The organism is Saccharomonospora piscinae (genome assembly GCF_005862235.1).
Classification (GTDB): domain Bacteria; phylum Actinomycetota; class Actinomycetes; order Mycobacteriales; family Pseudonocardiaceae; genus Saccharomonospora; species Saccharomonospora piscinae.
Genome location: NZ_VCEK01000004.1, coordinates 290,208 through 314,525, shown reverse-complemented (window position 1 = coordinate 314,525; position 24,318 = coordinate 290,208). Strand labels below are relative to the sequence as shown.

The window sequence follows — 24,318 nt, the reverse complement described above, 5'->3', positions numbered from 1 at the left end:
GGAGTGCCGTGAAGGCCACCTTCACTGCGTGAGGTGCGGCGAAGGTGGCCTTCGCTGCGTCAAGCCGGTCCGTCAGGACGCCGCATCCAGCGCCGGGTCACCGCGCCAGACGTCGGCAAGGTGCCCGATCGGCACCCCGAGCGCGTCCGCGAGACCCACGACCGTGCCGAAGGCCGGACTCGGCAACCTGCCGGTCTCGATCTTGCGCAGCGTCTCCGGAGAAATACCCGCCGCGCGTGCGACGTCGTCAAGACCACGGCCCGCCCGCAGCTCACGCACCGCGGCCCCGAGCCGGGTTCCGGACTGGATCTGCTCAGCCGTGAGCGGAAGACGCACCATCCCACCAGCCTAGGATGGGTATAACAATACCGACAAGTGCTATAGTGGTTGGTATTATTATACCTACCCCTGGAGCTGGCATGATCGAGTTGAAGTCGCCCGCCGAGCTGGACCGCATGCGTGTCACCGGCGCGTTCGTCGCCGACGTCCTGGCCGACCTGCGCACGAAGGCCGAGGTGGGCGTCAACCTGCTCGACCTCGAACACCACACCCGCACCCGCCTCCGCGAGCGCGGAGCCGACTCGTGCTACTGGGACTACGCCCCCTCCTTCGGCCGGGGACCGTTCCGCAACACCGTCTGCCTGTCGGTCAACGACGCCGTGCTCCACGGTCTGCCGCACGACTACCTCCTGCGCGACGGCGACGTGCTGAGCATGGATCTCGCCGTGAGCATCGACGGCTGGGTGGCCGACGCCGCCGTGACCGTCGTCGTGGGAACCCCGCGCGAGGCCGATCTCCGGCTGGTGCGCGCCACGGAGGAGGCGCTGGCCGCCGCCGTCGCGGCCATGCGGCCGGGTAACCGGCTCGGCGACGTCTCGGCCGCCATCGGGGCGGTGGCCGACTACCACGGCTACGAGGTGAACACCGAGTTCGGCGGGCACGGCCTGGGACGCACGATGCACGAGGACCCGCACGTGCCCAACGTGGGACGGCGGGGGCGGGGCCTGCCGCTGCGGCCGGGCACGACGCTGGCGCTCGAACCGTGGTTCACGGCCGGGTCCGCCCGGATCGTCACCGACCCCGACGGCTGGACGCTGCGCTCCGCCGACGGCTCACCCACCGCGCACTCCGAGCACACCGTCGCCGTCACCGAGGACGGCCCCGTGATCTTGACGGCCTGAGTCTCCGGCTCGGCGAGGGCGCGCACCGGCACGCGGCGACGTGGACGACAATCAACCCCAGTCACCCCGTCAGCGGTAGCCGGAAGAGGTTGGATGGAGTACGCGATCCTCGGCCCCCTCACCGCGTACTGCGACGGCACACCGGTGCCGCTCCGGGGCAAGCGGTCGGCCGTCGTCGCGACCCTGCTGCTCCATCCCGGTGCCGCTGTCACGCGCGACAAGCTCGTGTCCTGGCTGTGGGACGAGCCGCCGAAGTCCGCGGTGGCCAACGTGCAGACGTACGTGTCGCAGCTCCGGCGGTCCCGCATCGGCGTTGACCACGACGGTGACGCCTATCGGCTCGGCCTCGACGGACACCGGCTCGACCTCGTCGAGTTCGAGGACGCGATCCGCGCGGGCAGGCGTGCGGCCGACGCGGGCGCGGCGGATCGTGCGCACGTCGCCTTCGAGCGGGCTTTCGCCCTCTGGCGCGGCAGACCGGCGGAGAACGTGCCGCTGGCTCTGCCCGCCCACACCCGCATCGCCGAGTTGGCGGAGCGGGCCCGCAACGCGCGCACCGACTGGATCGACGTGCGGCTACGGCTGGGGCTGCTCACGGACGTCATCACGGAGGTGTCCGCCTCCGTGGAGGCCGACCCGCTGCGGGAACAACTGTGGCGGCAACTGATCACCGCACTGCACCGGGCGGGACGGCGGGCGGAGGCGCTGCGTGCCTTCCACCGGGCCCGGACCGTACTCGTCGCCGAACTGGGGGTCGAACCCGGTCCCGAGCTCCGGGACCTGCACCTGGCCGTGCTGCACGACGAGCCGCCGGACTCGCCACCGCATCCCCCGGACCCGCCGCAGCTCGCCCTCACGGGCATGCCGAAGGCGGCCGCGCCGGGCTGCCAGCTGCCGCCCGACATCGCCGACTTCGTGGGGCGCGCCCCGGAACTGGCCGCCGTCGACCTGGCTTTGAACTCCAACGGAGCAGCTCCGCCCATCGTGGTCCTGAGCGGGCCGCCCGGCGTCGGGAAAACCACGATCGCCGTCCACGCGGCCCACCGGGTCAGAGCGGCGTATCCGGAGGGGCAGCTGTTCGTGCGCCTCCACGACGGGGACCACAAGCCACGGCACCCGGGTGACTTACTCGGCGAGCTGCTGCGGCTGCTCGGGGTGGACGGAGCCGTCGTGCCGCCGTCGACGGCCGAGCGCGCGGCGCTGTACCGCGCGCGGATGGCGGACCGGCGCATTCTGGTGGTGCTCGACGACGCGGCCGACGACGCGCAGGTCGAGCCGTTGCTGCCGGGCACGTCCGCCACCGGTGTGCTGGTGACCTCGCGTCATCCGCTGGTCGCGTTGCCGGGGACCACGCCGATCACCGTGGCCGCGCCCGGAGCGGCCGAGGCCACCGCGCTGCTGGCGCGGCTGATCGGCCGGGACCGGGTGGCGGAGGACCCCGAGGCCACCGAAGCTCTGCTGGCGGCCTGCGGTCACCTCCCGCTCGCGATCCGGGTGGCCGCGGCCCGGCTCACGGCACGGCCCGCGTGGCCCGTGTCCGCGCTGGCCGAGCGGTTGCGCGACGCCCGGTCGCGCCTCGACGAACTGCGCGCGGGCTCGCTCGACGTCCGGGCCACGTTCGAGGCCGCCTACGCCACCCTGCCCGGCGACGCCCGGCTGATCTTCCGGCTGGCCGGCCGGACGGGCGCGGACTCGCTCGCCCCGTGGGCCTTCGCGGCCCTGCTCGGCGAACCCCCGGCCTCGGCCCGCACCGAGCGGGTGCTGGAAACGCTGACCGGCGCGGGCTTTCTGACCGCTCACGAACGCGACGCCGCGGGCCGGCTGCGCTACCGCACGCACGGCCTGCTCCGTTCCTTCGCCCAGGAGCGCGCGGCCGGGCGGGACCGGGCAGGCGAGGCCGAGGCCGTGCGCCGGCTGGTAGCCCAGGCACGCACACACGTGGTCACCGCGTCCCGTCAGTTCCCGCTGTGTTTCGCGCCGCCGCCTCCGGGCAGCCCCGACCGGGTGGAACCGAGTCCCGAGGCGCGGGCCTGGCTCGACGCGGAACGGGCCACGCTGCTCTCCCTGATCGACACGGCGGACGAGTTGACCGCGGCGGCCTCGCTCGCATGCGATCTGACGCCCTACCTGATCAACGCGGCCTGTCACGACGACGCCGTGCGGGTCCTGGACACCGTGGCCTCGCACGCGAGGGCCACCGGTGCGCGCGAGATCGAGACGCGCCTGCGGCTCGTCCGCGCCGATGTCGAGGTGGACCGGGGCCGGGTGAGGGAGGCGAGCCAGGAGTTCCACCGGCTGCGGCACCGCGGCGACCGCGCTGCCGACGACCACACCGCGGCCTACGCGCTCACCGGTCTCGCTGCGTGCGCGGTCATGGCCGGGACGCTGGAGGACGCCGACCGCCACGCCGTGCGGGCGGAGGCGGTGTTCACCGCGCTCGGCGACGTGCACGGCCTGCTGCGTGTCTGGCTGGTGCGGGCCGGAAGTCTGCTGCACCGGGGCCGTCGCCACGAGGCCGTGGCCGTGTGCGGCCGGGCACTCGCACTGAACGAGGCGGTCTGCGGGACTCACCGGGCCGCGTTCCTGCGCGTCCTCGGTATCGCGACCTTCGAGTCCGGTCGTGCGGCCGACTCGCTCGCGCACTACGAGGAAAGCCTGCGGCTGAGCCGCGAACTCGGCTGGCGCAAGGGCGAGCGCATCACCCTGCGCAGGCTTGGCGAGGCCAGGACCGCCACCGGCGACCGCGAGGCGGGGCTTCGGCTGCTCGACACCTGCCTGGCGATGTTCCGCCAGGCAGGTGACAGCTACGGCGAGGCTCTGACCGCCTACGCCCTCGGTGAGGTGTACTTGCACGACGGCGAGCCTGCGAGGGCGCTACGGCACTTCGTCGCGTGCGCCACCTCTCTGTCCGGGGAGATCTACCCCGCATGGACGGCGCGAGCGCGCCAGGCCGTCATCCGCGCTCGTGCCGCGCTCCGGCAGGACGGCCGGGAGCGGACCGAACCTCCCCCGGACGAAAGATCGGATGTATCGTGACGGCTGAACCCGAAGGGAGCCGCGATGCCCCAGATCGCTCTGCACACCGTGCTCGACCACGGCAGGGAAGCCGACTACGAGGCCGTCCACGAGACGATTCCCGCCGACGTCGCCGCGGCGCTCGCCGACAACGGCGTTCGTGACTGGCGCATCTGGCGCGACGGCAGGCACCTGTTCCACCTCATCGACGTGGCCGACTACCACGCCATGCGCGACGCACTGCGTGATCACCCCGCCAACGTGCGCTGGCAGGCCACCGTCGCTCCACTGCATGCCAAGGCCGACGACTACTCGGGCGAGGACGACGGCATTCCGCTGGTGTGGAGCCTGGCCGAGCAGCGCGACCGCGAGACCGAAAGCGGAGTGAACCCGTGTCCGTGACCGACAGCGCCATCGAAGCGATCAAACAGATGATCGTCGCGGGTGAACTGCGTCCCGGCGACCGGCTGCCGCGCGAGGCCGACCTCGCCGACCGCCTCGGGCTCTCCCGCAACTCGCTGCGCGAGGCCGTGCGGGCGCTGGCGCTGATCCACGTCCTCGACGTCCGGCAGGGTGACGGCACCTACGTCACCAGCCTGGAACCGGCGCTGCTGATGGACGCGATGGGTTTCGTCGTGGACTTCCACCGCGACGACACCGTGCTGCAGTTCCTCGAGGTGCGCCGCATCCTCGAACCCGCAGCCACGGCGATGGCGGCGCGGTCGATGTCCCAGGCCGACATCGCCGAGCTGGGGACGCTGCTCGACTCGCTGGGCGACAATCCCACCGTCGAGCAGCTGGTGACCAACGACCTGGAGTTCCACCACCGCATCGCGGCGGGCTCCGGCAACCAGGTGCTGTGCTCGTTCGTGGACAGTGTCTCCGGGCGTACCCAGCGGGCGCGGACGTGGCGGGGCATCACCCAGGACGCCGCCGTGGCCCGCACCCTGTCGGAGCACAGGGCCATCCAGCAGGCGCTCGCGCAGCGGCAGCCCGACGTCGCCCGGTCCTGGGCGACCGTGCACATCGCGGGTGTCGAGGAGTGGCTGCGCGAGACCCTGGTCCGAAGGGACTAGCGGGCCGGGCCGGTGCCGCGTGCCACCGGCCATCAGCGGGCACCGACCGCCGGCAGCGCCGACCGGGGTTCGGTTCCCGCGAGTGCGAGACCGAGCGCGAAGCCCGCGGTCTCCTCCAGTTGACGTGCCCGTGACAGCGGGCCGAGTACCGCGGGAGTGGCTCCGGCATCCCGCACGAGGGCGCTCACCACGGGCAGTCCGGGTTCGTCGCCGCAGATCACCACCGTGTCCCCGGCGTCCTCGTGCTCGTTCCACCGCCGCGCGGGCCAGAGGTGGAACGCCTTGACGACGTGCGCACCAGGCGCCAGCGTCGCAACGTGTTCCGCGTGTGAGGCCGCGGGCGCGGTTCGCAGAGCACCGGTGTCGTCGAGCGCGTTGGCGGGATCGATCACCGTGGTCCCAGCGAGGGTCCGCTGCTGGGCCTCCGCCTGACTCAGCACGTCCTCCACCGCCGACCACGGCACGGCGAGCAACACGGCGTCCCGCTCGGTGGCCGCGGCGAGGAAGGTGCCCGCTCTTCCACCGAGCCGCTGCGCCACAGCGGTCGCTTTCGGTGCCGAGCGGCCCCCCACCACGAGATCGTGCCCGGCTTCGGCCCAGCGGCGTCCCAGTGCCAGCGCAAGCGTGCCCGTGCCCAGAATCCCGATTCGCATGAGTTGCCCTTTCTCTCGATCACTCGGCCGGGATCGTAGCCAGCCCGATCCGCACCGAACGGTGCGTTTCGGCACGGCAGACTGTGCCGATGAGCGACCGTCACGACCGCGCACACGCCGTCGCGGACTGCCGCCTCCGCGCGGCCACGGACCTGTTCACCCACATCTGGCCGGTCGTGCTCGCCGCACTGCATGGCGGTCCGCGCCGTCGCCGGGACCTGCGTGCGGACATCGGCGGTATCAGCGACAAGGCACTCACCGAGGCGCTGCACCGGCTGCTGACGAACGGGTTGATCACGCGGCACCGCCGAGCGCAGGCGCCGCCCCGGGTGGACTACGCCGTCACGCCGCTCGGAGCCAGCCTGCTCGACGGCCCGGTGGCAGCGTTGGCGCGCTGGGCCACCGAGCACGGCGACGAGCTTCTCGCCGCCCAGGACGTCGCCCCGGGCTCACTGACGGGGCGGCCCCCACCTCCTCGACCGTCCTGATCGGACTTCTGACAGCCCCTCGCCTTCGCCACGCGGGATCGGCATAGTGGTCGCATGATCACGGCACGGCCGCGCCGGCGTTTCACCGAGCCAGCGCCGCGTCCGCTGTCGTGGTGGCTGGTGGCGGCCTACGCCGCCGCCGCGGTCGCCATCGGGGCCGGTGTCGCGTGGTGGACCTGGCCTGGCGAGGTCGGGACGGCGGCGCAGCGGGCGACGATCGAGATCCAGTCCGTACGCACGGGCTTGGCCGCCACCGGCGGGGCGGGCGCCGCGTTCACCCTGCTGCTCGCGGTGCGACGGCAGCGCTCCACCGAACTGATGGACACCGCGACGCGGCACGACGCCGACCAGCGGCGGGTCACCGACCTCTACACCGTCGCGGTCGAGCAACTCGGCGAGGACAGCGCCGCGCTGCGGCTCGGCGGCCTGTACGCGCTGGAGCGGCTCGGGCAGGAGCATCCGGTCCAGCGCCGCCTCATCGTCAACGTGTGGTGCGCGTACCTGCGTATGTCGGCCCCCGACCCGGACGCGGCCGAGCTCAGCGAGGCGGAGCGCACCGCCCACCGGCAGGAGCTTCAGGTCCGCCACACCGTGCAGACGCTGTTGCGCGAGCACGTCCACCGCGCACCGCGAAGCGAGCTGCCCCCCGACCCCGAATACTGGGGCGACGACCTCGACATCGACCTCACCGGAGCCACCCTGCACCAGCTCGACCTCAGCGACCGCCGGCTCCACCGGAACACCACGTTCGCGGGTGCGCGCTTCGTCGGTGAGACCGCATTCGACCGTGCCCTCTTCGCCGGAATCGCCCGCTTCGACCGCGCCGTGTTCCTCGGCCCCTGCGGATTCCGCGGAGCCGAGTTCACAGGCGAGGCGCGGTTCCTCCACGCCGACTTCGGCGGGCGAGCCGACTTCGCGGAGGCACGGTTCCACGGCAACGCGGACTTCGCGGCGGCTCGGTTCGGTGGACGTGCGGACTTCGCCCGCACACTGGTCTCGCGGCACACGTACTTCGAGGACGCCCGCGCCGTCGCCGGGCGGGACCACGTCTGGCCCGTGGGGTGGCGCGCTCTGGCGACCCGCTCCCCCGGCGAGTTGCCCCACACGTCCCTGCGCCTGACCCGCCACGACTCGTGATCTCGGCACCGGAGGCGGTGCAGCCAGCGTCAGCCCCGGCGCGGCCGCAGGTCCTGCATGCCGCCGTCGACGGCCAGCGACACGCCGTTGGTGGAGCTCGCCAGTGGGCTCGCGAGGTAGGCCACGGCGTGGGCGATCTCCCGCGCCGACACCAGCCGCCCGTGCGGCTGGCGCGCCTCCAGCGCGGCGCGCTCGGCCTCGGGGTCGTCGGCGGCGTCGAGCAGCCTGCCCACCCACGGGGTGTCGGCCGTGCCCGGATTGACGGCGTTGACGCGGATGCCCTCGGCAAGGTGATCGGCCGCCATCGCGCGGGTCAGGGCCGTCACCGCGCCCTTCGTGGCGCTGTACAGCGCGCGCTGCGGCAGTCCCGCCGTGGCCGCGATCGAGCCGACGTTGACGATCGCGGCCCGCGACGAGCGCCGTAGATGCGGCAGCGCCGCCCTGCTGACCCGCACCATGCCGACCACGTTCACGTCGAACACGCGGTGCCACTCGTCGTCGCCGTTGGCCTCCACCGTGCCCTGCGCTCCGGTGCCCGCGTTGTTCACGACGACGTCCAGCCCGCCGAACCGGCCGGCCACCTCGTCGACGGCGGCGCGCACGGAGTCGTCGTCGGTGACGTCGGCGCGCACGGCGTACCCGCCGTCGGCCGCGCCGTCGCTGCGGTCCAGGGCGGCCACCGTGGCTCCCCGCTCGCGCAGCTCCGCCACGACGGCCGCGCCGATGCCCGACGCACCACCCGTCACGAGGGCACGCACTCCGCCGAACTCCGTGGTGTCTGTCATGCCCGGGACCTCCTCGTCTCCGTGAACGTCTGCCGCTGCCTGCCGAGACCGTCGATCTCCAGCTCCACCACGTCGCCGGGAGCCAGGTACGGGAACCGGCCCGACAGGGCCACTCCCTCGGGCGTTCCCGTCATGATCAGATCACCGGGTTCCAGCGCGGCGTACTGGCTGATGTACCACACGAGATGGTCGACTCCGAAGATCATGTCCGAGGTGAGCGAATCCTGCCTCGCCTCGCCGTTGACCCAGCTGCGCAGCCGCAGCGCGGTGTGGTCCACCTCGTCGGGGGTGACGAGCCACGGGCCCACGGGGTTGAAGCCGGGAGCGCACTTGCCCTTGCTCCACTGGCCGCCGGAGTCCACCAGCTGGTACTGCCGTTCCGACACGTCGTTGGCCACGACGAATCCGGCGATGTGCTCCCGCGCCCGCTCCGGCGAGTCCAGATAGGACGCCGACTGGCCGATGACGATGCCGAGTTCGACCTCCCAGTCGGTGCGCTCGCTGCCGGGCGGGATCGCCACGTCGTCGTACGGGCCCACGACGGTGTTCGGCGTCTTGAGAAAGAGGATGGGCACCTCGGGGGGCGCCGATCCGGACTCGGCGGCGTGCGCGCCGTAGTTCATGCCCACGCAGATCACCGCGCCGGGCCGGGCGACGGGCGCACCGACCCTGGCCCGCGCGGCGTCGGCGAGCACGGGCAGCTCCCCCGCCGCGAGCGCACCGGCCGCCAGCCGGGTGCCCCCGGAGGCCAGGAACGCGCCGTCGAGGTCGGAGGTGAGCGCGCTGAGGTCGTAGGCCGTGTCGCCGTCGAGCACGACGGGTGTCTCGGCGCCGACCGGGCCGAGGCGGGCGAATCTCACGGTGTGTACTCCTTACGGGGGCCAGCATCATTGGTCGGGTCTTTGGTTGTGCGCCTGCACCATCATGCCGCCTGCCTCTGCCGAGCGAAAGTCTTGACGCCCGATACATCGGATGTCTATCGTTCGCCGCAGTGAGTCACCCCGGACAACGAAGGCGGTAGCTTCCGTGGCGCGCATTCTCGCCCTGCACACCCACGACGTGCGCTTCCCGACGTCGCAGACGCTGGACGGCTCGGACGCGATGAACCCCGACCCGGACTACTCGGCCAGCTACGTGCGCGTTCTCACCGACGCCGACGACGGGCTCTCGGGCCACGGTTTCGTCTTCACCATCGGCAGGGGCAACGACGTCCAGGTGGCCGCGCTGCGCGCGCTGGAGTCCCACCTCGTCGGCCGCGACGTCGACGCCACGCTCGACGACCTCGGCGGGGTGTGGCGCGAGCTCGTCCACGACTCCCAGCTGCGGTGGCTGGGGCCCGAGAAGGGCGTCATGCACATGGCCGTCGGCGCCGTGATCAACGCGTTGTGGGACCTCAGGGCCAAACGCGAGGGCAGGCCGCTGTGGCAGGTGCTGGCGGCGATGAGCCCGGAACAGCTCGTGGACCTGGTCGACTTCCGCTACCTCACCGACGCGCTCACCCGCGAGGAGGCGCTGGAGCTGCTGCGCGCGGCCGAGCCGGGGCGGGCGCGGCGGCAGCGGAGCCTGCTCGCCGAGGGCTACCCGGCCTACACCACCACACCGGGCTGGCTCGGCTACGACGACGAGAAGCTGGCCCGGCTGTGCCGCGAGGCGGTGGCCGACGGCTTCACGCAGATCAAACTCAAGGTCGGCGCCGACCTCGACGACGACCTGCGCAGGCTCCGCATCGCCCGCGACACGTGCGGGCCCGGCATTCGCATCGCCGTCGACGCCAACCAGCGGTGGGACGTCGACGAGGCGGTGCGCTGGGTGACGGAGCTGAAACCGTTCGACCTGGCCTGGATCGAGGAGCCCACCAGCCCGGACGACGTGCTGGCCCACGCGGCCATCGCCAGGGCGGTGGCGCCGGTTCCGGTGGCCAGCGGCGAGCACATCGCCAACCGCGTGGTGTTCAAGCAGTTCCTGCAGGCCGACGCGCTGAGCGTGCTGCAGCTCGACGCGACCCGCGTCGCCGGGGTCAACGAGAACATCGCGATCCTGCTGCTGGCCGCGAAGTTCGGTGTGCCGGTGTGCCCGCACGCGGGCGGTGTGGGGTTGTGCGAGGCCGTGCAGCACCTGGCGATGTTCGACTACGTCGCCGTGTCCGGCAGCACCCAGGGGCGGATGATCGAGTTCGTGGATCACCTGCACGAGCACTTCCTGTCGCCGGTCGTGGTGCGCGACGGCCGCTACCGCGCGCCCACGACGCCGGGGGCGGGCACCGAGATGTACGCCGCGTCGTTGCGGGAGTACGCGCATGACTGATGTGGGCGCGCGGTTCGGCCCGCTGTCGCTCGGAGCGGCCAACCTCGGCAACCTCTACGAGCGGATGAGCGACGAGACTGCCTGGGCGGTGCTGGAGACCGCGTGGGAGCTCGGCATCCGCTACTTCGACACGGCTCCGCACTACGGGCTCGGGCTGTCCGAGCGCAGGCTCGGTGCCTTCCTCGCCACGAAGCCCCGCGCCGACTTCGTGGTCTCCACCAAGGTCGGCAGGCGGCTGCGTCCCCGGCCCGTGGACGCACCGGCAGGGGCACTCGACACCGCCCACAACTTCGTCGTGCCCGCCGACCAGGAGCGGGTGTGGGACGTCTCCCCCGACGGCATCCGGCGCGGACTCGACGAGTCGCTGCACCGGCTGGGGCTGGACTCGGTCGACGTCGTGTACCTGCACGATCCCGAGGAGTACCGCGCCGCCGACGGCCTGGGGGGCCTCGACGGCGCGTTGCGGCCGGGCCTCGACACCCTCGCGGCCCTGCGGGACGAGGGCGTCGTGGCCGCCGTGGGCGTGGGCTCCAAGGCCACCCCCGCGCTGCTGGCCTCGGCGCGGACCGGCGTCCCCGATCTGCTCATGGTCGCGGGCAGGCTGACGCTGCTCGACCAGTCGGCGGCCGAGGACGTGCTGCCCGAGTGTCGCGGTCGCGGCATCGGCGTGATCGCCGCTGCCGTCTTCAACTCCGGCCTGCTCACCAGCTCCGAACCCGGCCCAGGAGGGCGGTACGAGTACGCGCCCGTCCCCGGCGACGTTCTGGCGCGGGCACGCGCCGTCGCGGGCGTGTGCCGGGAGTTCGGAGTGGACCTGCCGACGGCGGCGCTGAGGTATTCCCTCACCGACGAGTCGGTGCGTACAGTCGTGGCCGGTTCGGCCACCCCCGGCCAGGTACGTGACAACACCCGACGCATGGCCGCCCCCGTCCCGGACGCACTGTGGGCGGCCCTGCGGGAGCGAGGACTGACGCGGCTATGACAGTGTCGACAGTGTCGTTTCCGTGGCCCGCCGACGCCGTCGTCGATGCCCACCTGCATGTGTGGGACCTCTCCGTCAGCTCCTACTCCTGGATTCCACCGGGTGGCCCCCTGCACACCACCGTCACCGCCGAGCGCGCCCGCGCGGAGCTGACCGAGGCGGGCATCGGTTCGGCGTTGCTGGTCCAGGCCGAGGACTCCGACCGCGACACCGACTTCCTGCTCTCCCAGGCCGCGGCGCACCCGTGGCTGGCCGGCGTGGTCGGCTGGGTCCGGCTCGACGAGCCCCGCCAGGCCCGCGAGCGGTTGGAGGAGCTGGGCGCTCACACGGCGTTGCGCGGGGTCCGGCACCTCGTCCACGACGATCCGCGAGCCGACTTCCTGGCGCTGCCGCGGGTGCGGACGTCTTTGGCCGCGCTGGCCGAGCACGGACTGCCGTTCGACGTCCCCGACGCCTGGCCCCGCCACCTGGCCGCCACCGTGGAACTGGCCGACGCGCTTCCGCGGCTGCGCATCGTGCTCGACCACCTCGGCAAACCGCCGGACGACCCCGCCGAGTTCGCCCAGTGGCACGCGGTCGTGACCGAACTGGCACGCAGGCCGAACACCGTCGCCAAGGTCTCGGGCCTGCACGCTCCGGGCAGGCCGGTGACGACCGAGGCACTGCGGCCCGCGTGGGAGGCGGCGCTGGACGCCTTCGGCCCCGACCGCCTGCTGTACGGCGGGGACTGGCCGATGACCCTGCCACACGGCGGCTACCAGCCGATGTGGCGAGCCACCGCACAGCTGGTGGCCGAGTTGTCGCCCGGCGAGCAGGCGGCCGTGCTCGGCGGAACGGCCCGTGCGGTGTACCGGCTCGGGGCAACCGACGCGAGGGAGCGCAACGAATGAGCGAGACGGCCACGGCGGCCCCGGAGACGCTGCTGCGCGTCGAGGGTGTGCGCAAGACGTTCCCCGGAGTCAGGGCGCTGGACGACATGCGGCTGGAGCTGCGCTCCGGCGAGGTGCTGGCGCTCGTCGGGGAGAACGGTGCCGGCAAGTCCACGCTGATGAAGCTGCTGTCGGGCATCGAGACCCCGGACGCGGGCGAGTTCGCCCTCGACGGCAGGCCCTACCGCGCGGGCAGCCCGAAGGAAGCCACCTCGCTCGGCATCAGCATCATCCACCAGGAGCTCAACCTCGTACCGCACCTGACGGTGGCGCAGAACATCTTCATCGGGCGGGAACCGCGACGGGCCCGGATGCTGCTCGACGAGCGCAAGCTCAACGCCGACGCGGCCGCGCTGCTCGACCGCCTGCACCTGCCGCTCGACCCGAGGACGATCGTGGGCGACCTCACCGTCGCCAAGGCACAGATGGTCGAGATCGCCAAGGCGCTGTCGTACGAGCCGAAGGTGCTGATCCTCGACGAGCCGACCGCCGCGCTGAACGAGGCCGAGGTCCAGACGCTGCACGAGCTGATCCGCCGGTTCGTGCGGCCCGGCACGGGCGCCATCTACATCTCGCACCGCATGGAGGAGATCAGGCGGATCTGCGACCGGGTCACGGTGATCCGCGACGGCGCGTACATCGACACGGTGGAGTCGGCCACGACCACCACGGCCGAGATCATCGCGAGGATGGTCGGCCGGTCGCTCGACACCGACACCGGTCCGGTGGGCGTGCGCGACGACCGCGAGGTCGTGCTCGACGTGCGCGGGCTGTCGACCAAGGAACTGCTGACCGACGTCGCGTTCGACCTGCGGCGAGGCGAGATCCTCGGATTCGCCGGGCTGATGGGTGCCGGGCGCACGGAGGTCGCGCGGGCGCTGGTCGGTGCCGACCCGATCAGCGGCGGCACGGTCACCCTGCACGGCGAACCGGTGCGCCTGAAACGGCCCGCCGACGCGGCCCGGCACGGCATCGGTTACCTGTCCGAGGACCGCAAACGATTCGGACTGCTGCTCGACCACGACGTGCGCGCGAACATCGCCCTCGGGGCGCTGCGGCGCTCGTTCTCGACGGCGGGCTTCGTGCGCGACGGCGAGACCCGGGGCGTCGCGCAGCGCTACGTCGAGACTTTGAAGATCAAGACGCCGTCGATCGACCAGATCGCCAAGCATCTCTCGGGTGGCAACCAGCAGAAGGTCGTCATCGCCAAGTGGCTGGTCACCGACTGCGACATTCTGATCTTCGACGAGCCCACCAGGGGCATCGACGTGGGAGCCAAGGACGAGATCTACGCGCTGTTGAACGACCTGGCCGAGCAGGGCAAGTCGATCATCATGATCTCGTCGGAGCTGCCCGAGATCCTCCGCATGTCGCACCGCGTCGCGGTGATGAGCGAGGGACGGCTCACCGCCGTACTCGACGCGGCGGAGGCCAGTCAGGAGAACATCATGCACTACGCGACGCTGCGCCCCGGGGACAACGGCGGGGACGAGGACACGGCCGGCGACGAGGCCGGGAAAGAGGCTCAGCGATGACAACGGTCACCCCGCAGTCGACGAGCACATCGGACAGTGGCGTCTCGGGCCTGCTGAAGAGCAGGCTCCAGCAGCTTCTGGCGTTCGCCAGTCTCATCGCCATCTACGCGTTCTTCTCGATCGCGAGTCCGTACTTCTTCACCTACGACAACTTCACCGCGATCCTGTTCTCCACGGTCGTCATCGGCACACTCGCGATCGGCACCACGTTCGTCATCATCGCGGGCGGCATCGACCTGTCCATCGGAACGGGTATGGCGCTGTGCGCGGTGATGTCCGGGGTGTTCCTCGTGGACCTCGGGCTGCCCCTGCCGCTGGGTGTGCTCGCGGCGGTGCTGTTCGGCGGCCTGGTGGGACTGGTCAACGGGCTCAACATCGCGCTGCTGAAAATCCCCCCGTTCATCGCGACGCTGGCGATGATGCTCGTGGCCGAGGGGCTCGCGCTGGTGCTGTCCGACAGCAGCCCCATCTACTTCAACGACGTGCCCGGCTACGTGGAGCTGTCGCGCGGCAACCTGATCCCCGGTGTGGACTTCCCCAACGCGGTGCTCATCCTGCTCGCCGTGGCCATCATCGCCGGGGTACTGCTGACCCGCAGCGTGCTCGGGCGCTACACCTACTCGATCGGCAGCAACGAGGAGGCCACCGCGCTGTCCGGTATCGACGTGCGCCGGTGGAAGATCGTCATCTACACCTTCGCCGGGCTGTTCATCGGACTCGCCGGTGTGATGATCTCGGCCCGGCTCGGCTCCGCGCAGCCCGCCACCGGCATGGGTTACGAGCTGCAGGCCATCGCGGCCGTCGTCATCGGCGGCACGTCGCTGTCGGGCGGAAAGGGCTCCATCGTGGGCACCCTGATCGGCGCGCTGATCATCTCGGTGCTCAACAACGGGCTGCAGATCATGTCCATCCCGCAGGAGTGGCAGAACGTCATCCTCGGCTGCGTCATCCTCGTGGCCGTCTACACCGACCGGATGCGCACGAAGGACGTGTCGGCCTGACACGCCGCCCCACCAGAACAAAGGAGATCTGGTCATGAAAACGCACAAGTTCCTCGCGGCGGCCGCGGCATCCGCGCTGGCACTGACCCTCGCCGCGTGCGGCTCGGGTTCCGGAGAGGGCGGGGGTGGCGGCGACGAGCCGTACATCGCCATCGTGTCGAAGGGCTTCCAGCACCAGTTCTGGCAGGCCGTGAAGCAGGGTGCCGACGAGGCCGCGGCCGAGCAGGGCGCGCGGGTGACATTCGTCGGCCCGGCCACCGAGCAGGAGGTCGAGGAGCAGCTGAACATGCTGACCAACGACCTCGCCAAGAACCCCGACGCGGTCGGCTTCGCGGCACTCGACAGCAAGGCCGCCGCGCCACTACTCGACCAGGCCCAGGCACAGGACATTCCGGTGGTGGCCTTCGACTCGGGCGTGGACAGCGACATTCCGGTGACCACGGTGGCGACCGACAACAAGGCCGCCGCGGCCGAGGCCGCCAAGAACATGGCCGAAGAGCTGGGCGGCGAGGGCACGGTCGCGATGGTGGTCCACGACCAGACCAGCAGTTCCGGCACCGACCGCCGCGACGGCTTCCGGGAGTGGATGGAAGCCAACGCGCCGGGCATCACGGTGCTCGACCCGCAGTACGGGGGCGGCGACCAGCTCACCTCCGCCAACATCACCAAGTCGATCATCTCGTCGAACCCCGACCTCGACGGCATCTACGCCTCCAACGAGGGTTCGGCCATCGGTGTGATCAACGGAGTGCGCGAGAGCGGCGCGGACGGGCTCACCGTGGTGGGCTTCGACTCGGGCCAGGCGCAGATCGACGCCATCAACGACGGCACGATGACCGGCGCCGTCACCCAGGACCCCATCGACATGGGCCGCCAGCTCGTGGAGGCGGCCACCAAGGCGATCAACGGCGAGGAACTGCCGGAGACCATCGACACGAACTTCTACTGGTACGACAAGGACAACATCGACTCGCCGGAGATCCAGGCCGCGATCTACGAGTGAGACGGCTCGGTCAGGGTGCCGCGAAGGTGGCCTTCGCGGCACCCTGGTCGCTACGCTTCGCCCGTGCCGACACCGAAACGATCTCTCGACCTCGACCTGAGCCGCCCCTCGTCCGGCCGGGTCTACGACTACTGGCTCGGCGGGACGAACAACTACGCCGTCGACCGCGAGTTCGCCGAGAAACAGCTCGCTCTGGCCCCCGAGATCCGGGAGGCGGTGCGCGAGAACCGCGCCTTCCTGCGCCGGGCGGTGCGCCACGCGGCGGAGGAAGGCATCCGCCAGTTCGTCGACATCGGCAGCGGCCTGCCCACCCAGGGCAGCGTCCACGAGACCGCCGACGAGGTGGCGCCCGGCGAGTCGCGCGTGGTCTACATCGACAACGAACCGGTGGCGCACGCGCACTCCCAGATCCTGCTGGAGGACACCGCCGACCCCGAACGGCATCGCGCGCTGGCGGGTGACTTCTTCGACGGCCCCGAGTTGTGGGAGCGCATCGTCGGCGAGGGCATCGACCCCCGGCGCCCGATCTGCCTGCTGACCGTGGCACTGCTGCACCTGCTGCCCTCGGAGCGGGAGCCCGAACGCACGCTCGCGTTCTACCGGGAACGGCTGGCGCCGGGCAGCCTGCTCGTGCTCTCGCACGCCTGTGTCGACACCGGCGACGACCGGGCCAAGGAGGCGTTCGAGGAGATCAGCGACAACTATCGCTCCCGTACGGCGGTGCAGGGCTCGAACGGGCTGCGCGACCGGGCGGCGATCGCGGAGTTCTTCGACGACTTCGACCTGCTCGACCCCGGGCTGGTGTGGTTGCCGCAGTGGCGCCCCGACGACACCTTCGTCGGGGACCCCGCGCGGACCCGCGCGGTGGCGGGTGTGGCACGCAAGCCCGGACGGTGAGACCCGGCGCCGGGCGGGCCTGGCTCACGGTCCGGCCCGCCCCCGGCCACCTCAGGCGCGCGGTTCCCAGCGGAAGTACCTGCGCGCCGCGCCCGCGCCCACCACGGCCCACCCGGCGAGTGCTGCCAAGGAGGGCAGCGCCTCGGCCGCCGCACCGGCCAGCGTGCTGCCGGAGTCGTAGGAAAGCTGGGCGAGCTGCACGACCGCACCGCCGGGTGAGAGGGCCTGCACCGGGCTGAGTCCGTCCGGCCCGTCGCCGAGGCTCATCCCGGCCCAGATCGCCGTTCCGATCAGCACGAAGAACACCGGGGTCGCCACGGTCTGGGCCTGCTCACCGGAGGACGAGAACCCGGTGGTGGCCATGCCGAGCCCGACGCTCATCACCGTGCCCAGCACGATCACCGCCACGAGCAGCGGCGGGTGGGCGGGCAGCGACGACGCGGCGATCCCGATGATCGCCAGCACGATGGCACACTGCGCGATCGTCACGACCACGGCGGGGGCCAGCACGCCCGCGAGGATGGTCGCGTCGGAGGACTGCGAGCACCGCAGCCGTTTCAGGTAGAGCTCGTCCCGGCGGTAGGTCAGCGTGCCCGCCGCGGAGATACAGCCCGACATACCGAACACCGTGACCAGCATCAGCGCCACGAAATAGCCCCACCCGTCCGGCGGGGACTGCTGGAGCCCCGACACGACGAACATGCCCGCGATGACCAGCGGCATCACCAGCGCCGCCACGGCGACCGCCGTGTTGCGCACCAGAAGCCGGGCCTCCGCTCCGGAGATGGCCGCGATTTTCCGCACGTTCACGCCGCCACCTCCTGCGGCCGTCCCGAGTCGACGACGTCGCGGAACACCTCGTCGAGCGAGGCGTGCCGGGCGCTGAGGCCGTGCAGCCGCAGCCCGTGGGTCCGCGCCCACGCGAGCACCCGCTCCAGATCACCCTGCAGGTCGTCGGTCACCACGCGCACCGCCTGCTCGGCCGCGCGCTGCGGCTCGATCGTCCCGGACAGCACGGGAAGGTCGGGAACCGGTGCGGCACCCGCGTCGCCCACCACCCGGAAGTCGATCCGCGCACGGTAGCGGGCGAGCACGTCGGCGAGGCTGCCCGCCACGGCGATCCGGCCCTCGTGCATGATCGCGAGCCGGTGCGCCAGCCGCTCGGCCTCCTCCAGGTAATGGGTGGTCAGCAGCACGGTGGTGCCCTCGGCCAGTAGTTCGCTCACCAGCTCCCACGTCGCCTGCCGCGACTCGGGATCGAGCCCGGTCGTGGGCTCGTCGAGGAACAGGACCTCGGGCCGCCCCAGCGTGGCCAGCACGAGATCCAGCCTGCGCCGTTCCCCGCCCGAGAGCTGCTTGACCCGCACGCCCGCGCGATGTGCCAGCCCAAGCCGCTCCAGCCCCTCGTCCACAGTAGACCGGCTGGTCACGATCCGGCTCCACAGACGCGCGGTCTCGCGCACCGTGAGATCGCCCGCGAACCCGCCCGACTGGAGCATGATGCCGCACTGGCCGTGTACGCTCGCCCGCTCGCGGAACGGGTCCTTGGACACCACCCGCACGGTGCCCCGGGTCGGCCTCCGGTGCCCCTCCAGTGTCTCCATCGTCGTCGTCTTGCCCGCTCCGTTGGTCCCCAGCAGCGCGAACAGCTCTCCCCGTCGCACCGAGAAGCTCACCTCGCGCACGGCGACGAAATCGCCGTAGGCGACGTGCAGCCCCTGGACGTCGACCATCACCTCATTCATGGCCGCCAGCCTGGCCGCCCTCGCGAGGCCGGCGGTAGAGCCGGGCGTCAACGGTCCACATGCGATCGCGCACGCCCCGGTGATGACATCTGTCATGCGGGCACCCGCGCGTACACTCCGCGAAGTGAACGACGACCAACCCGACGGAACCCGCAAGGGCCTGCACCGGCTGCGCCGCTACACGTGGTGGTCGCTGGCGGGAATCGGCTACCTCGCCGCGTTGCCCGTGCTGCAAAGCGTCGCCGACCGGACCCACACAGCGGAAATCCTGGTGCCCGCCGTGCTGACCACGGTCCTCACGATCGTGCAGCGCATGCGGTTCGTCAGCCACGCTCTGCGGGAGCGGGTCCGGCACACCGGACCGACGGCCGAGCACCTGGCGACGTTCGCCGTGGCGACCGCGATCTGGTGTTACGCGATCGTGGTCGTGGCCAATCCGACGTCGTGGGCGTTCGCCCCCGCGCTGCTCGCCGGCGGCATACTGAGCAACACCGCACCCGGCAGGCGGCTGTGGCTGACGCTGGCTCTGGCGCTGACGACGGCGACGGCCGGCCTGGTCGCCGCCTCCGGCAGGGACGACGCGAGTGGTGCGTGGTGGCCGTGGGTGCTGGCCGGGCTGGCCGCGGCGTTCGTCGTGACCATCGTGGTCATCGACGTGGCCCAGCTGTGGTTCTGGGACATGGTCGTCGAGATCGACCGGGCCCGGGCGATGGCGGAGGAACTCGCCGTGGCACGGGAACGCCTCCGGTTCGCCGCCGAACTGCACGATGTGCAGGGCCACCACCTCCAGGCGATCCTGTTGAAGGGCGAGCTGGCCGAGCGGCTCATCGGCCGCGACGACGACGCGGCGCGAGCCCACGCGGCCGAACTCACCGAGCTGGCCCGGACGGCGCTGACCGACACCCGCACCGTCGTCCACGGCTACCGGGCCACCACCCTGCACAGCGAGATCGCCAACGCCGTCGACGTCCTCGCCGCCGCGGGAATCGAGACCGAGGTCCGAGGAGCCGCGCGGGAGGTCCCGCCGCCCCTGCAGGCGTTGTTCGGCTCGCTCGTGCGGGAGGGCACCACGAACATCCTGCGGCACACCCACGCGAGTTCCTGCACGCTGACGCTGGACACGGGCGGTGACACCGTCCGCGTACGGTTGGCCAACGACGGCGTCACCCCGGGCCCCGCCCGGCCCGGCAGCGGCATCGCCGGGCTGCGCGAGCGGTTCGCCGCACTCGGCGGTGACGTGGCCGCCCGCGTGACCGGCTCGGGTGAGGCCGCGACATTCGAGCTGGGCGGGCACGCCCCCGCGCGGAGGTGATCGAACTGATCCGGATCGTGCTCGCCGACGACGAGGACCTGATCCGCGGCGCGCTGGCCACGTTGCTCGACCTGGAGGACGACATCGAGGTCGTCGGGCAGGCCGGTGACGGCGCGAAGGCCGTGGCTCTGGTGCGCGGCACCCGGCCCGACCTGGCGGTGTTCGACCTGGAGATGCCCGGCACCGACGGACTCGAGGCGGCGAGCCTGGTCCACACCGAGTTCGCCGTGCCCGTCGTGATCGTCACCCGGCACGCACGGCCGGGGGTGCTGAAACGGGCGCTGGCCGCCGGTGTTCGGGGGTTCGTCCCGAAGACCACCGCGGCGAGCAGGCTCGCGGAGATCCTGCGAGACGTTCACTCGGGCAGGCGCTATGTCGACCCCGAGATCGCCGCGTCCGCGTTGACGGCCACCGCGTGCCCGCTCACCGAGCGCGAGCTGGAACTGCTGCGCCACGCCCACACCGGTGCCACCGTCGGCGCCATCGCGGACCGGGTCCACCTTGCACCGGGCACGGTGCGCAACTACCTGTCGTCGGCCATGACCAAGCTGGGCGTGTCCACCCGCTACGAGGCGGCCCGCCGCGCGTGGGAGGAAGGCTGGATCTGACGGCACGGCGGCGGAGTGCGTCATCCGGCGGCTAGGGTCGCGTCGTGGTCACCCTGCATTGTCGTGGGCGCGTGGTGGAGCGCGACCGGGCGCTCGTCATGGCGATCGTCAACCGGACCCCGGACTCGTTCTACGACCGGGGCGCCACCTTCGGCCTCGACGCCGCGGTGCGGGCCGTGGACGCCGCCGTCGCCCACGGCGCCGACATCGTCGACATCGGCGGGGTGAAGGCGGGACCGGGCTCGGACGTGAGCGCCGAGGAGGAGATCCGCCGCGTCGTGCCCGTGGTGGCCGCCGTGCGCGACCGCCATCCCGGACTGCTGCTCAGCGTGGACACCTGGCGCTCGGAGGTCGGCAGGCGGGCGTGTGAGCGGGGTGCGGACCTCATCAACGACACCTGGCAGTCCGCCGATCCCGCGCTGGCCGAGGTGGCCGCCGAATTCGGCGCGGGCTACGTGTGCTCCCACACCGGCGGCGCCTCGCCGCGCAGTCTGCCGCATCGCGTGCGCTACACCGATGTCGTGGCCGCCGTGGCGGAGGAGGTCACGGCCCGCGCCGAACACGTCGCCGAGCTCGGTGTGCCGCGCGGCGGCATTCTCATCGACCCGACCCACGACTTCGGCAAGAACACGTGGCACGGGCTCGAACTGCTGCGCCGGATCCGGGAGCTCACGTCGACACCGTGGCCGGTGCTGCTGGCGTTGTCGAACAAGGACTTCATCGGCGAGACCCTGGACGCCGAGCTGGGCGAGCGCGTCGACGGCACGCTGGCCGCGACGGCGGTCGCCGCGTGGGAGGGCGCGGCGGTCTTCCGCGCCCACGAGGTGCGCCGAACGCGGCAGGTCGTGGACATGGTGGCCAGCATCCGGGGCACTCGCCCGCCGTCGTGGTGCCTGCGAGGGCTCACGTAGCGACGGAGCGCGCGTCGTGACCGGCGCTGACCGGCACGTCCCGGCATAGCCGCCGCCGGGACGGGTATGCCCGCCGCATGGCCGATTTCGAGCACACCCGCGTCATCGCCGCCTCGCCGGAGGTCGTCTTCGACCTCGCGTCGTCGCCGTCGGTGCTGGACAGCTGGACTCCCGAGGGCGTGGAGGTGGAGCCCGAGGGCGACGGCGCCCTGCACGCGTGGATCGCCAGCGGCAGCGAGGTCCACGACGAGGACGGCTACCTCGACGCCGACCGCGACCGGATGCGGTTGCGCTGGGGCGGCACGGACCGCGACTACGAGGGCTGGTTGCAGGTCGAGCCGCACGACACCGGAGGCGGCGCACCGGCGGGGCAGGCCACCCTCGCCACGCTGCACGTGACCTTCTCGGGCTCCCAGCCCGAGACCCTGGGCGGGGAGTACAGCGAGGAGGTCGACCGCGGTATCGAGCAGGCGCTCGACCGGCTGGTGGCCCTCGTGCGCGACGCCGGGAGCGCCGGATGAGCGGGTTGCGCGTCGTCGTCACCGGCGCCACCGGCAACATCGGCACGAGCACGGTGGAGGCGCTGGGCGCCGACCCCGGCGTGTCCTCGATCATCGGTGTGGCACGGCGCGAGCCCCGCTGGTCGCACCCGAAACTGCGGATCGAGCCGCTCGACCTCGGCAAGGCCGACGACGCGGCCCTCGACGCACTGTTCGAGGACGCCGACGTGGTCGTGCATCTGGCGTGGCTGTTCCAGCCCACCCGCGATCCGGTGACGACGTGGCGCAACAACGTGCTGGGCAGCGTCCGGGTCTTCGAGGCGGCGGGGCGGTGCGCGGTGCCCGCGCTGGTGTACTCGTCGTCGGTGGGCGCCTACTCGCCGGGCCCGAAGGACCGGCTGGTGTCGGAGCAGTGGCCCACGCACGGCTGGCCCGGCGCGGCGTACACCCGGGAGAAGGCGTACCTGGAGCGGGCGCTGGACGCGTTCGAGGCCGAGCACACCGGTACCCGGGTGGTGCGGCTGCGGCCCGGCTTCGTCTTCCGGCGGGAGTCGGCCAGCCAGCAGCGGCGGCTGTTCCTCGGCCCCTTCGTCCCGGCGGGGCTCCTGCGCCCCGGCCTGGTGCCCGTGGTGCCGAACCCCCGGGATCTGCGGATGCAGGTCCTGCACTCTTCCGACGCCGGGCAGGCGTTCCGGCTCGCGGCGGTGCGCGACGTGCGCGGCGCCTTCAACGTGGCGGCCGACGAGCCCGTCGACGGGCGCCTGCTCGCGGGCCTGCTGGGCGCGCGCACGGTGCGGATGCCGTCTCGGCTGCTGCGGTCCGCGTTGTCGGCGGCCTGGAACCTGCGGCTGGTGCCCGCCTCGCCGGGGTTGTTCGACGCGGTGGTGCGGCTGCCGCTGATGGACACCACGCGAGCACGCACCGAACTGCGGTGGGCTCCGCGGTATTCGGCGGCCGAGGCGATCTCCGAGTTCCTCACCGGCCTGGCCGAGCGTGCGGGCCGGGACACCCCGCCACTGGCGCCGTCCGTGCCGGGAGGCAGGCTCGGCGAACTCGCCACGGGTGTGGGCAGGCGTCCCTAGCCGCCGGAGCCGCCGGAACCACTGCCTGCCACGAGACCACGCACCGCCACGGCCCTGCTGACGTCGGTGGGCGTGACGATGCCCGTGAGCCGGTCGCCGTCGAACACGAGCGCCCTGCCGTCGGCCGCGTCGCGCAGTGCGGGCAGCAGGTCGGTGAGCCGGGCGTCCGGTTCGGTGACGGGCACGTCGGCGAGCAGCGCGGCGATCTCGCGCACCGTGGTGGTCGCGCGCTGCGCGAGCGGTACCGACCGCAGCCGGTTGAGGGTCACGAGGCCCTCGACCCGGCCCTGCTCGTCGACCACCGGAAACGCCGAGTGCCGCCGCTGGAGCAGCACCCCGTGCAGGAAGTCGTGCACCGACCGGGCTCCCTCGGTGGTGTCCGGGTCCGCGCTCATCACCTCGGACACCCGGACGTCGGCCAGCGTGCTGCCCAGACGTGCCTGCTGTTCCTCGGCGCCGGCGACCGTGACGACGAACAGGCCGATCAGCACCCACCACAGCCCGTTTCCCGTGCCGACGAACAGCAGTTGCCACGCTCCGAGCAGGATGAGGGCGATGCCGAAGCCCCGCCCGGCCCTGGCGCTCCACCAGGCCGCCCGGTCGCGGTCGCCGCGCCACGCCCACAGCGCGGCACGCAGGATGCGCCCACCGTCCAGCGGTGCCGCGGGAACGAGGTTGAACGCGGCCAGCACGACGTTGAGCACGGCCAGATAGGCGGCGACCAGCACCACGAGCGTCGGGGCGTCGACCACCACCAGCAGCCAGGCGAGCGCACCGAACACGGCGGCGGCGACGACACTGGCCAGTGGCCCCGCCGCCGCGATGCGCAGGTCGGCGCCGGGGGTCTTCGCTTCGCTGCGCAGCGAAGCCAGCCCGCCGAGCAGCCACAGCGTGATGTCGTTCACCTCGACCCCCTGCCGCCGGGCCACGACCGCGTGCGCGAGTTCGTGGGCGAGCAGCGAGACGAGGAACAGCAGCGCCGCCACCACGGCCGCCGCGACGTAGGCGACGGCGGCGTAGCCCGGCACGATCACCGGCCAGCTACGGAACCCCAGCGCGACCACGAGGATCACCAGGATGCCGAGCACACTCCAGTGCGCGCCCACGCGAATCCCCGCGACCGTACCGAGAGTGAACGTCGAGGACATGTGACGCCTCCCGCAGCGTCCGATCG

The 24,318-nt window shown here is 72.1% G+C and carries 25 protein-coding genes; 18 read left to right on the top strand and 7 right to left on the bottom strand.

Translation table 11 applies throughout. The features are described 5' to 3' along the window. Positions 1-72: 72 nt before the first annotated feature. Positions 73-339, bottom strand: coding sequence for a helix-turn-helix domain-containing protein (locus FFT09_RS17800; protein ID WP_138383393.1), 267 nt, complete (start codon positions 337-339; stop codon positions 73-75). Positions 340-419: 80 nt separating this feature from the next. Between FFT09_RS17800 and map the strand changes: the two genes are divergently transcribed. From map to FFT09_RS17780, 4 genes are all read left to right on the top strand, one after another. Continuing rightward, entirely contained in the window at positions 420-1,181 is a 762-nt protein-coding gene (gene map, locus FFT09_RS17795) for a type I methionyl aminopeptidase (protein ID WP_138383392.1), read from the top strand. Positions 1,182-1,274: 93 nt separating this feature from the next. Further along, complete coding sequence (locus FFT09_RS17790) at positions 1,275-4,217, top strand: AfsR/SARP family transcriptional regulator (RefSeq protein WP_138383391.1); 2,943 nt, start codon at positions 1,275-1,277, stop codon at positions 4,215-4,217. 24 nt (positions 4,218-4,241) lie between these two features. Continuing rightward, positions 4,242-4,598 carry an L-rhamnose mutarotase gene (locus FFT09_RS17785; RefSeq protein ID WP_024875976.1) on the top strand — a complete coding sequence of 119 codons (357 nt, stop codon included), beginning with the start codon at positions 4,242-4,244 and terminating at the stop codon, positions 4,596-4,598. Further along, entirely contained in the window at positions 4,589-5,272 is a 684-nt protein-coding gene (locus FFT09_RS17780) for a FadR/GntR family transcriptional regulator (protein ID WP_081194881.1), read from the top strand. The genes FFT09_RS17785 and FFT09_RS17780 overlap by 10 nt, the downstream gene beginning before the upstream one ends. Positions 5,273-5,304: 32 nt before the next feature. On the opposite strand, the gene FFT09_RS17775 is transcribed toward FFT09_RS17780, so the two are convergent. Beyond that, positions 5,305-5,925, bottom strand: a complete 621-nt coding sequence (locus FFT09_RS17775) for an NADPH-dependent F420 reductase (protein WP_138383390.1) — start codon at positions 5,923-5,925, stop codon at positions 5,305-5,307. A gap of 89 nt (positions 5,926-6,014) precedes the next feature. On the opposite strand from FFT09_RS17775, the gene FFT09_RS17770 reads away from it, so the two are divergent. Further along, positions 6,015-6,413, top strand: a complete 399-nt coding sequence (locus FFT09_RS17770) for a winged helix-turn-helix transcriptional regulator (RefSeq protein WP_138383389.1) — start codon at positions 6,015-6,017, stop codon at positions 6,411-6,413. Positions 6,414-6,467: 54 nt separating this feature from the next. Next, positions 6,468-7,550 carry a pentapeptide repeat-containing protein gene (locus tag FFT09_RS17765; RefSeq protein ID WP_138383388.1) on the top strand — a complete coding sequence of 361 codons (1,083 nt, stop codon included), beginning with the start codon at positions 6,468-6,470 and terminating at the stop codon, positions 7,548-7,550. A gap of 29 nt (positions 7,551-7,579) precedes the next feature. Here the strand turns inward: FFT09_RS17765 and FFT09_RS17760 are convergent, their stop codons facing one another. Further along, positions 7,580-8,335, bottom strand: coding sequence for an SDR family NAD(P)-dependent oxidoreductase (locus FFT09_RS17760; protein ID WP_138383387.1), 756 nt, complete (start codon positions 8,333-8,335; stop codon positions 7,580-7,582). Further along, positions 8,332-9,195 carry a fumarylacetoacetate hydrolase family protein gene (locus FFT09_RS17755; RefSeq protein WP_138383386.1) on the bottom strand — a complete coding sequence of 288 codons (864 nt, stop codon included), beginning with the start codon at positions 9,193-9,195 and terminating at the stop codon, positions 8,332-8,334. The genes FFT09_RS17760 and FFT09_RS17755 overlap by 4 nt, the downstream gene beginning before the upstream one ends. 166 nt (positions 9,196-9,361) lie before the next feature. Between FFT09_RS17755 and FFT09_RS17750 the strand changes: the two genes are divergently transcribed. From FFT09_RS17750 to FFT09_RS17720, 7 genes are all read left to right on the top strand, one after another. Beyond that, positions 9,362-10,639, top strand: a complete 1,278-nt coding sequence (locus tag FFT09_RS17750; RefSeq protein ID WP_138383385.1) for an enolase C-terminal domain-like protein — start codon at positions 9,362-9,364, stop codon at positions 10,637-10,639. Continuing rightward, positions 10,632-11,621: an aldo/keto reductase gene (locus FFT09_RS17745; protein WP_138383384.1), complete on the top strand. Its 990-nt coding sequence runs from the start codon at positions 10,632-10,634 to the stop codon at positions 11,619-11,621. Before FFT09_RS17750 ends, FFT09_RS17745 begins: the two co-directional genes overlap by 8 nt. After that, entirely contained in the window at positions 11,618-12,511 is an 894-nt protein-coding gene (locus FFT09_RS17740; protein ID WP_138383383.1) for an amidohydrolase family protein, read from the top strand. The genes FFT09_RS17745 and FFT09_RS17740 overlap by 4 nt, the downstream gene beginning before the upstream one ends. Beyond that, the gene (locus FFT09_RS17735; RefSeq protein ID WP_138383382.1) at positions 12,508-14,085 is read left to right on the top strand and encodes a sugar ABC transporter ATP-binding protein; all 1,578 of its coding nucleotides are present in this window, start codon (positions 12,508-12,510) and stop codon (positions 14,083-14,085) included. The genes FFT09_RS17740 and FFT09_RS17735 overlap by 4 nt, the downstream gene beginning before the upstream one ends. Further along, positions 14,082-15,086 carry an ABC transporter permease gene (locus FFT09_RS17730; RefSeq protein WP_081194861.1) on the top strand — a complete coding sequence of 335 codons (1,005 nt, stop codon included), beginning with the start codon at positions 14,082-14,084 and terminating at the stop codon, positions 15,084-15,086. Before FFT09_RS17735 ends, FFT09_RS17730 begins: the two co-directional genes overlap by 4 nt. A 34-nt stretch (positions 15,087-15,120) precedes the next feature. Continuing rightward, positions 15,121-16,089, top strand: coding sequence for an ABC transporter substrate-binding protein (locus FFT09_RS17725; RefSeq protein WP_081194859.1), 969 nt, complete (start codon positions 15,121-15,123; stop codon positions 16,087-16,089). A gap of 63 nt (positions 16,090-16,152) precedes the next feature. Next, entirely contained in the window at positions 16,153-16,986 is an 834-nt protein-coding gene (locus FFT09_RS17720; RefSeq protein WP_138383381.1) for an SAM-dependent methyltransferase, read from the top strand. 51 nt (positions 16,987-17,037) lie between these two features. Here FFT09_RS17720 and FFT09_RS17715 read toward each other — a convergent pair whose 3' ends face one another. Then, positions 17,038-17,796, bottom strand: a complete 759-nt coding sequence (locus FFT09_RS17715; protein WP_081194857.1) for an ABC transporter permease — start codon at positions 17,794-17,796, stop codon at positions 17,038-17,040. After that, positions 17,793-18,731: an ABC transporter ATP-binding protein gene (locus tag FFT09_RS17710; RefSeq protein ID WP_081194855.1), complete on the bottom strand. Its 939-nt coding sequence runs from the start codon at positions 18,729-18,731 to the stop codon at positions 17,793-17,795. The genes FFT09_RS17715 and FFT09_RS17710 overlap by 4 nt, the downstream gene beginning before the upstream one ends. A 124-nt stretch (positions 18,732-18,855) precedes the next feature. On the opposite strand from FFT09_RS17710, the gene FFT09_RS17705 reads away from it, so the two are divergent. The 5 genes from FFT09_RS17705 to FFT09_RS17685 all read left to right on the top strand — a co-directional run bounded on the left by FFT09_RS17705 (position 18,856) and on the right by FFT09_RS17685 (position 23,144). Then, entirely contained in the window at positions 18,856-20,043 is a 1,188-nt protein-coding gene (locus FFT09_RS17705; RefSeq protein ID WP_244231407.1) for a sensor histidine kinase, read from the top strand. Beyond that, entirely contained in the window at positions 20,040-20,651 is a 612-nt protein-coding gene (locus tag FFT09_RS17700; protein ID WP_081194851.1) for a response regulator transcription factor, read from the top strand. Before FFT09_RS17705 ends, FFT09_RS17700 begins: the two co-directional genes overlap by 4 nt. A 44-nt stretch (positions 20,652-20,695) precedes the next feature. Then, complete coding sequence (folP, locus tag FFT09_RS17695) at positions 20,696-21,562, top strand: dihydropteroate synthase (RefSeq protein ID WP_138383380.1); 867 nt, start codon at positions 20,696-20,698, stop codon at positions 21,560-21,562. A gap of 77 nt (positions 21,563-21,639) precedes the next feature. Beyond that, positions 21,640-22,083, top strand: a complete 444-nt coding sequence (locus FFT09_RS17690) for an SRPBCC family protein (protein WP_081194847.1) — start codon at positions 21,640-21,642, stop codon at positions 22,081-22,083. 5 nt (positions 22,084-22,088) lie between these two features. Beyond that, complete coding sequence (locus FFT09_RS17685; protein ID WP_138383569.1) at positions 22,089-23,144, top strand: NAD-dependent epimerase/dehydratase family protein; 1,056 nt, start codon at positions 22,089-22,091, stop codon at positions 23,142-23,144. Here FFT09_RS17685 and FFT09_RS17680 read toward each other — a convergent pair. Continuing rightward, positions 23,141-24,292, bottom strand: coding sequence for a site-2 protease family protein (locus tag FFT09_RS17680; protein WP_138383379.1), 1,152 nt, complete (start codon positions 24,290-24,292; stop codon positions 23,141-23,143). The two genes, FFT09_RS17685 and FFT09_RS17680, sit on opposite strands and share 4 nt — an antisense overlap. Between the last annotated feature and the right edge of the window lie 26 nt (positions 24,293-24,318).

Bases quoted from the DNA above. Each gene is read 5' to 3' on its own strand.
- FFT09_RS17680 (WP_138383379.1), bottom strand. From the start codon at position 24,292: ATGTCCTCGACGTTCACTCTCGGTACGGTCGCGGGGATTCGCGTGGGC.
- FFT09_RS17775 (WP_138383390.1), bottom strand. From the start codon at position 5,925: ATGCGAATCGGGATTCTGGGCACGGGCACGCTTGCGCTGGCACTGGGA.
- FFT09_RS17745 (WP_138383384.1), top strand. From the start codon at position 10,632: ATGACTGATGTGGGCGCGCGGTTCGGCCCGCTGTCGCTCGGAGCGGCC.
- FFT09_RS17770 (WP_138383389.1), top strand. From the start codon at position 6,015: ATGAGCGACCGTCACGACCGCGCACACGCCGTCGCGGACTGCCGCCTC.
- FFT09_RS17710 (WP_081194855.1), bottom strand. From the start codon at position 18,731: ATGAATGAGGTGATGGTCGACGTCCAGGGGCTGCACGTCGCCTACGGC.
- FFT09_RS17785 (WP_024875976.1), top strand. From the start codon at position 4,242: ATGCCCCAGATCGCTCTGCACACCGTGCTCGACCACGGCAGGGAAGCC.
- FFT09_RS17735 (WP_138383382.1), top strand. From the start codon at position 12,508: ATGAGCGAGACGGCCACGGCGGCCCCGGAGACGCTGCTGCGCGTCGAG.
- FFT09_RS17800 (WP_138383393.1), bottom strand. From the start codon at position 339: ATGGTGCGTCTTCCGCTCACGGCTGAGCAGATCCAGTCCGGAACCCGG.
- FFT09_RS17725 (WP_081194859.1), top strand. From the start codon at position 15,121: ATGAAAACGCACAAGTTCCTCGCGGCGGCCGCGGCATCCGCGCTGGCA.
- FFT09_RS17730 (WP_081194861.1), top strand. From the start codon at position 14,082: ATGACAACGGTCACCCCGCAGTCGACGAGCACATCGGACAGTGGCGTC.
- FFT09_RS17765 (WP_138383388.1), top strand. From the start codon at position 6,468: ATGATCACGGCACGGCCGCGCCGGCGTTTCACCGAGCCAGCGCCGCGT.
- FFT09_RS17760 (WP_138383387.1), bottom strand. From the start codon at position 8,335: ATGACAGACACCACGGAGTTCGGCGGAGTGCGTGCCCTCGTGACGGGT.
- map (WP_138383392.1), top strand. From the start codon at position 420: ATGATCGAGTTGAAGTCGCCCGCCGAGCTGGACCGCATGCGTGTCACC.
- FFT09_RS17790 (WP_138383391.1), top strand. From the start codon at position 1,275: ATGGAGTACGCGATCCTCGGCCCCCTCACCGCGTACTGCGACGGCACA.
- FFT09_RS17740 (WP_138383383.1), top strand. From the start codon at position 11,618: ATGACAGTGTCGACAGTGTCGTTTCCGTGGCCCGCCGACGCCGTCGTC.
- FFT09_RS17690 (WP_081194847.1), top strand. From the start codon at position 21,640: ATGGCCGATTTCGAGCACACCCGCGTCATCGCCGCCTCGCCGGAGGTC.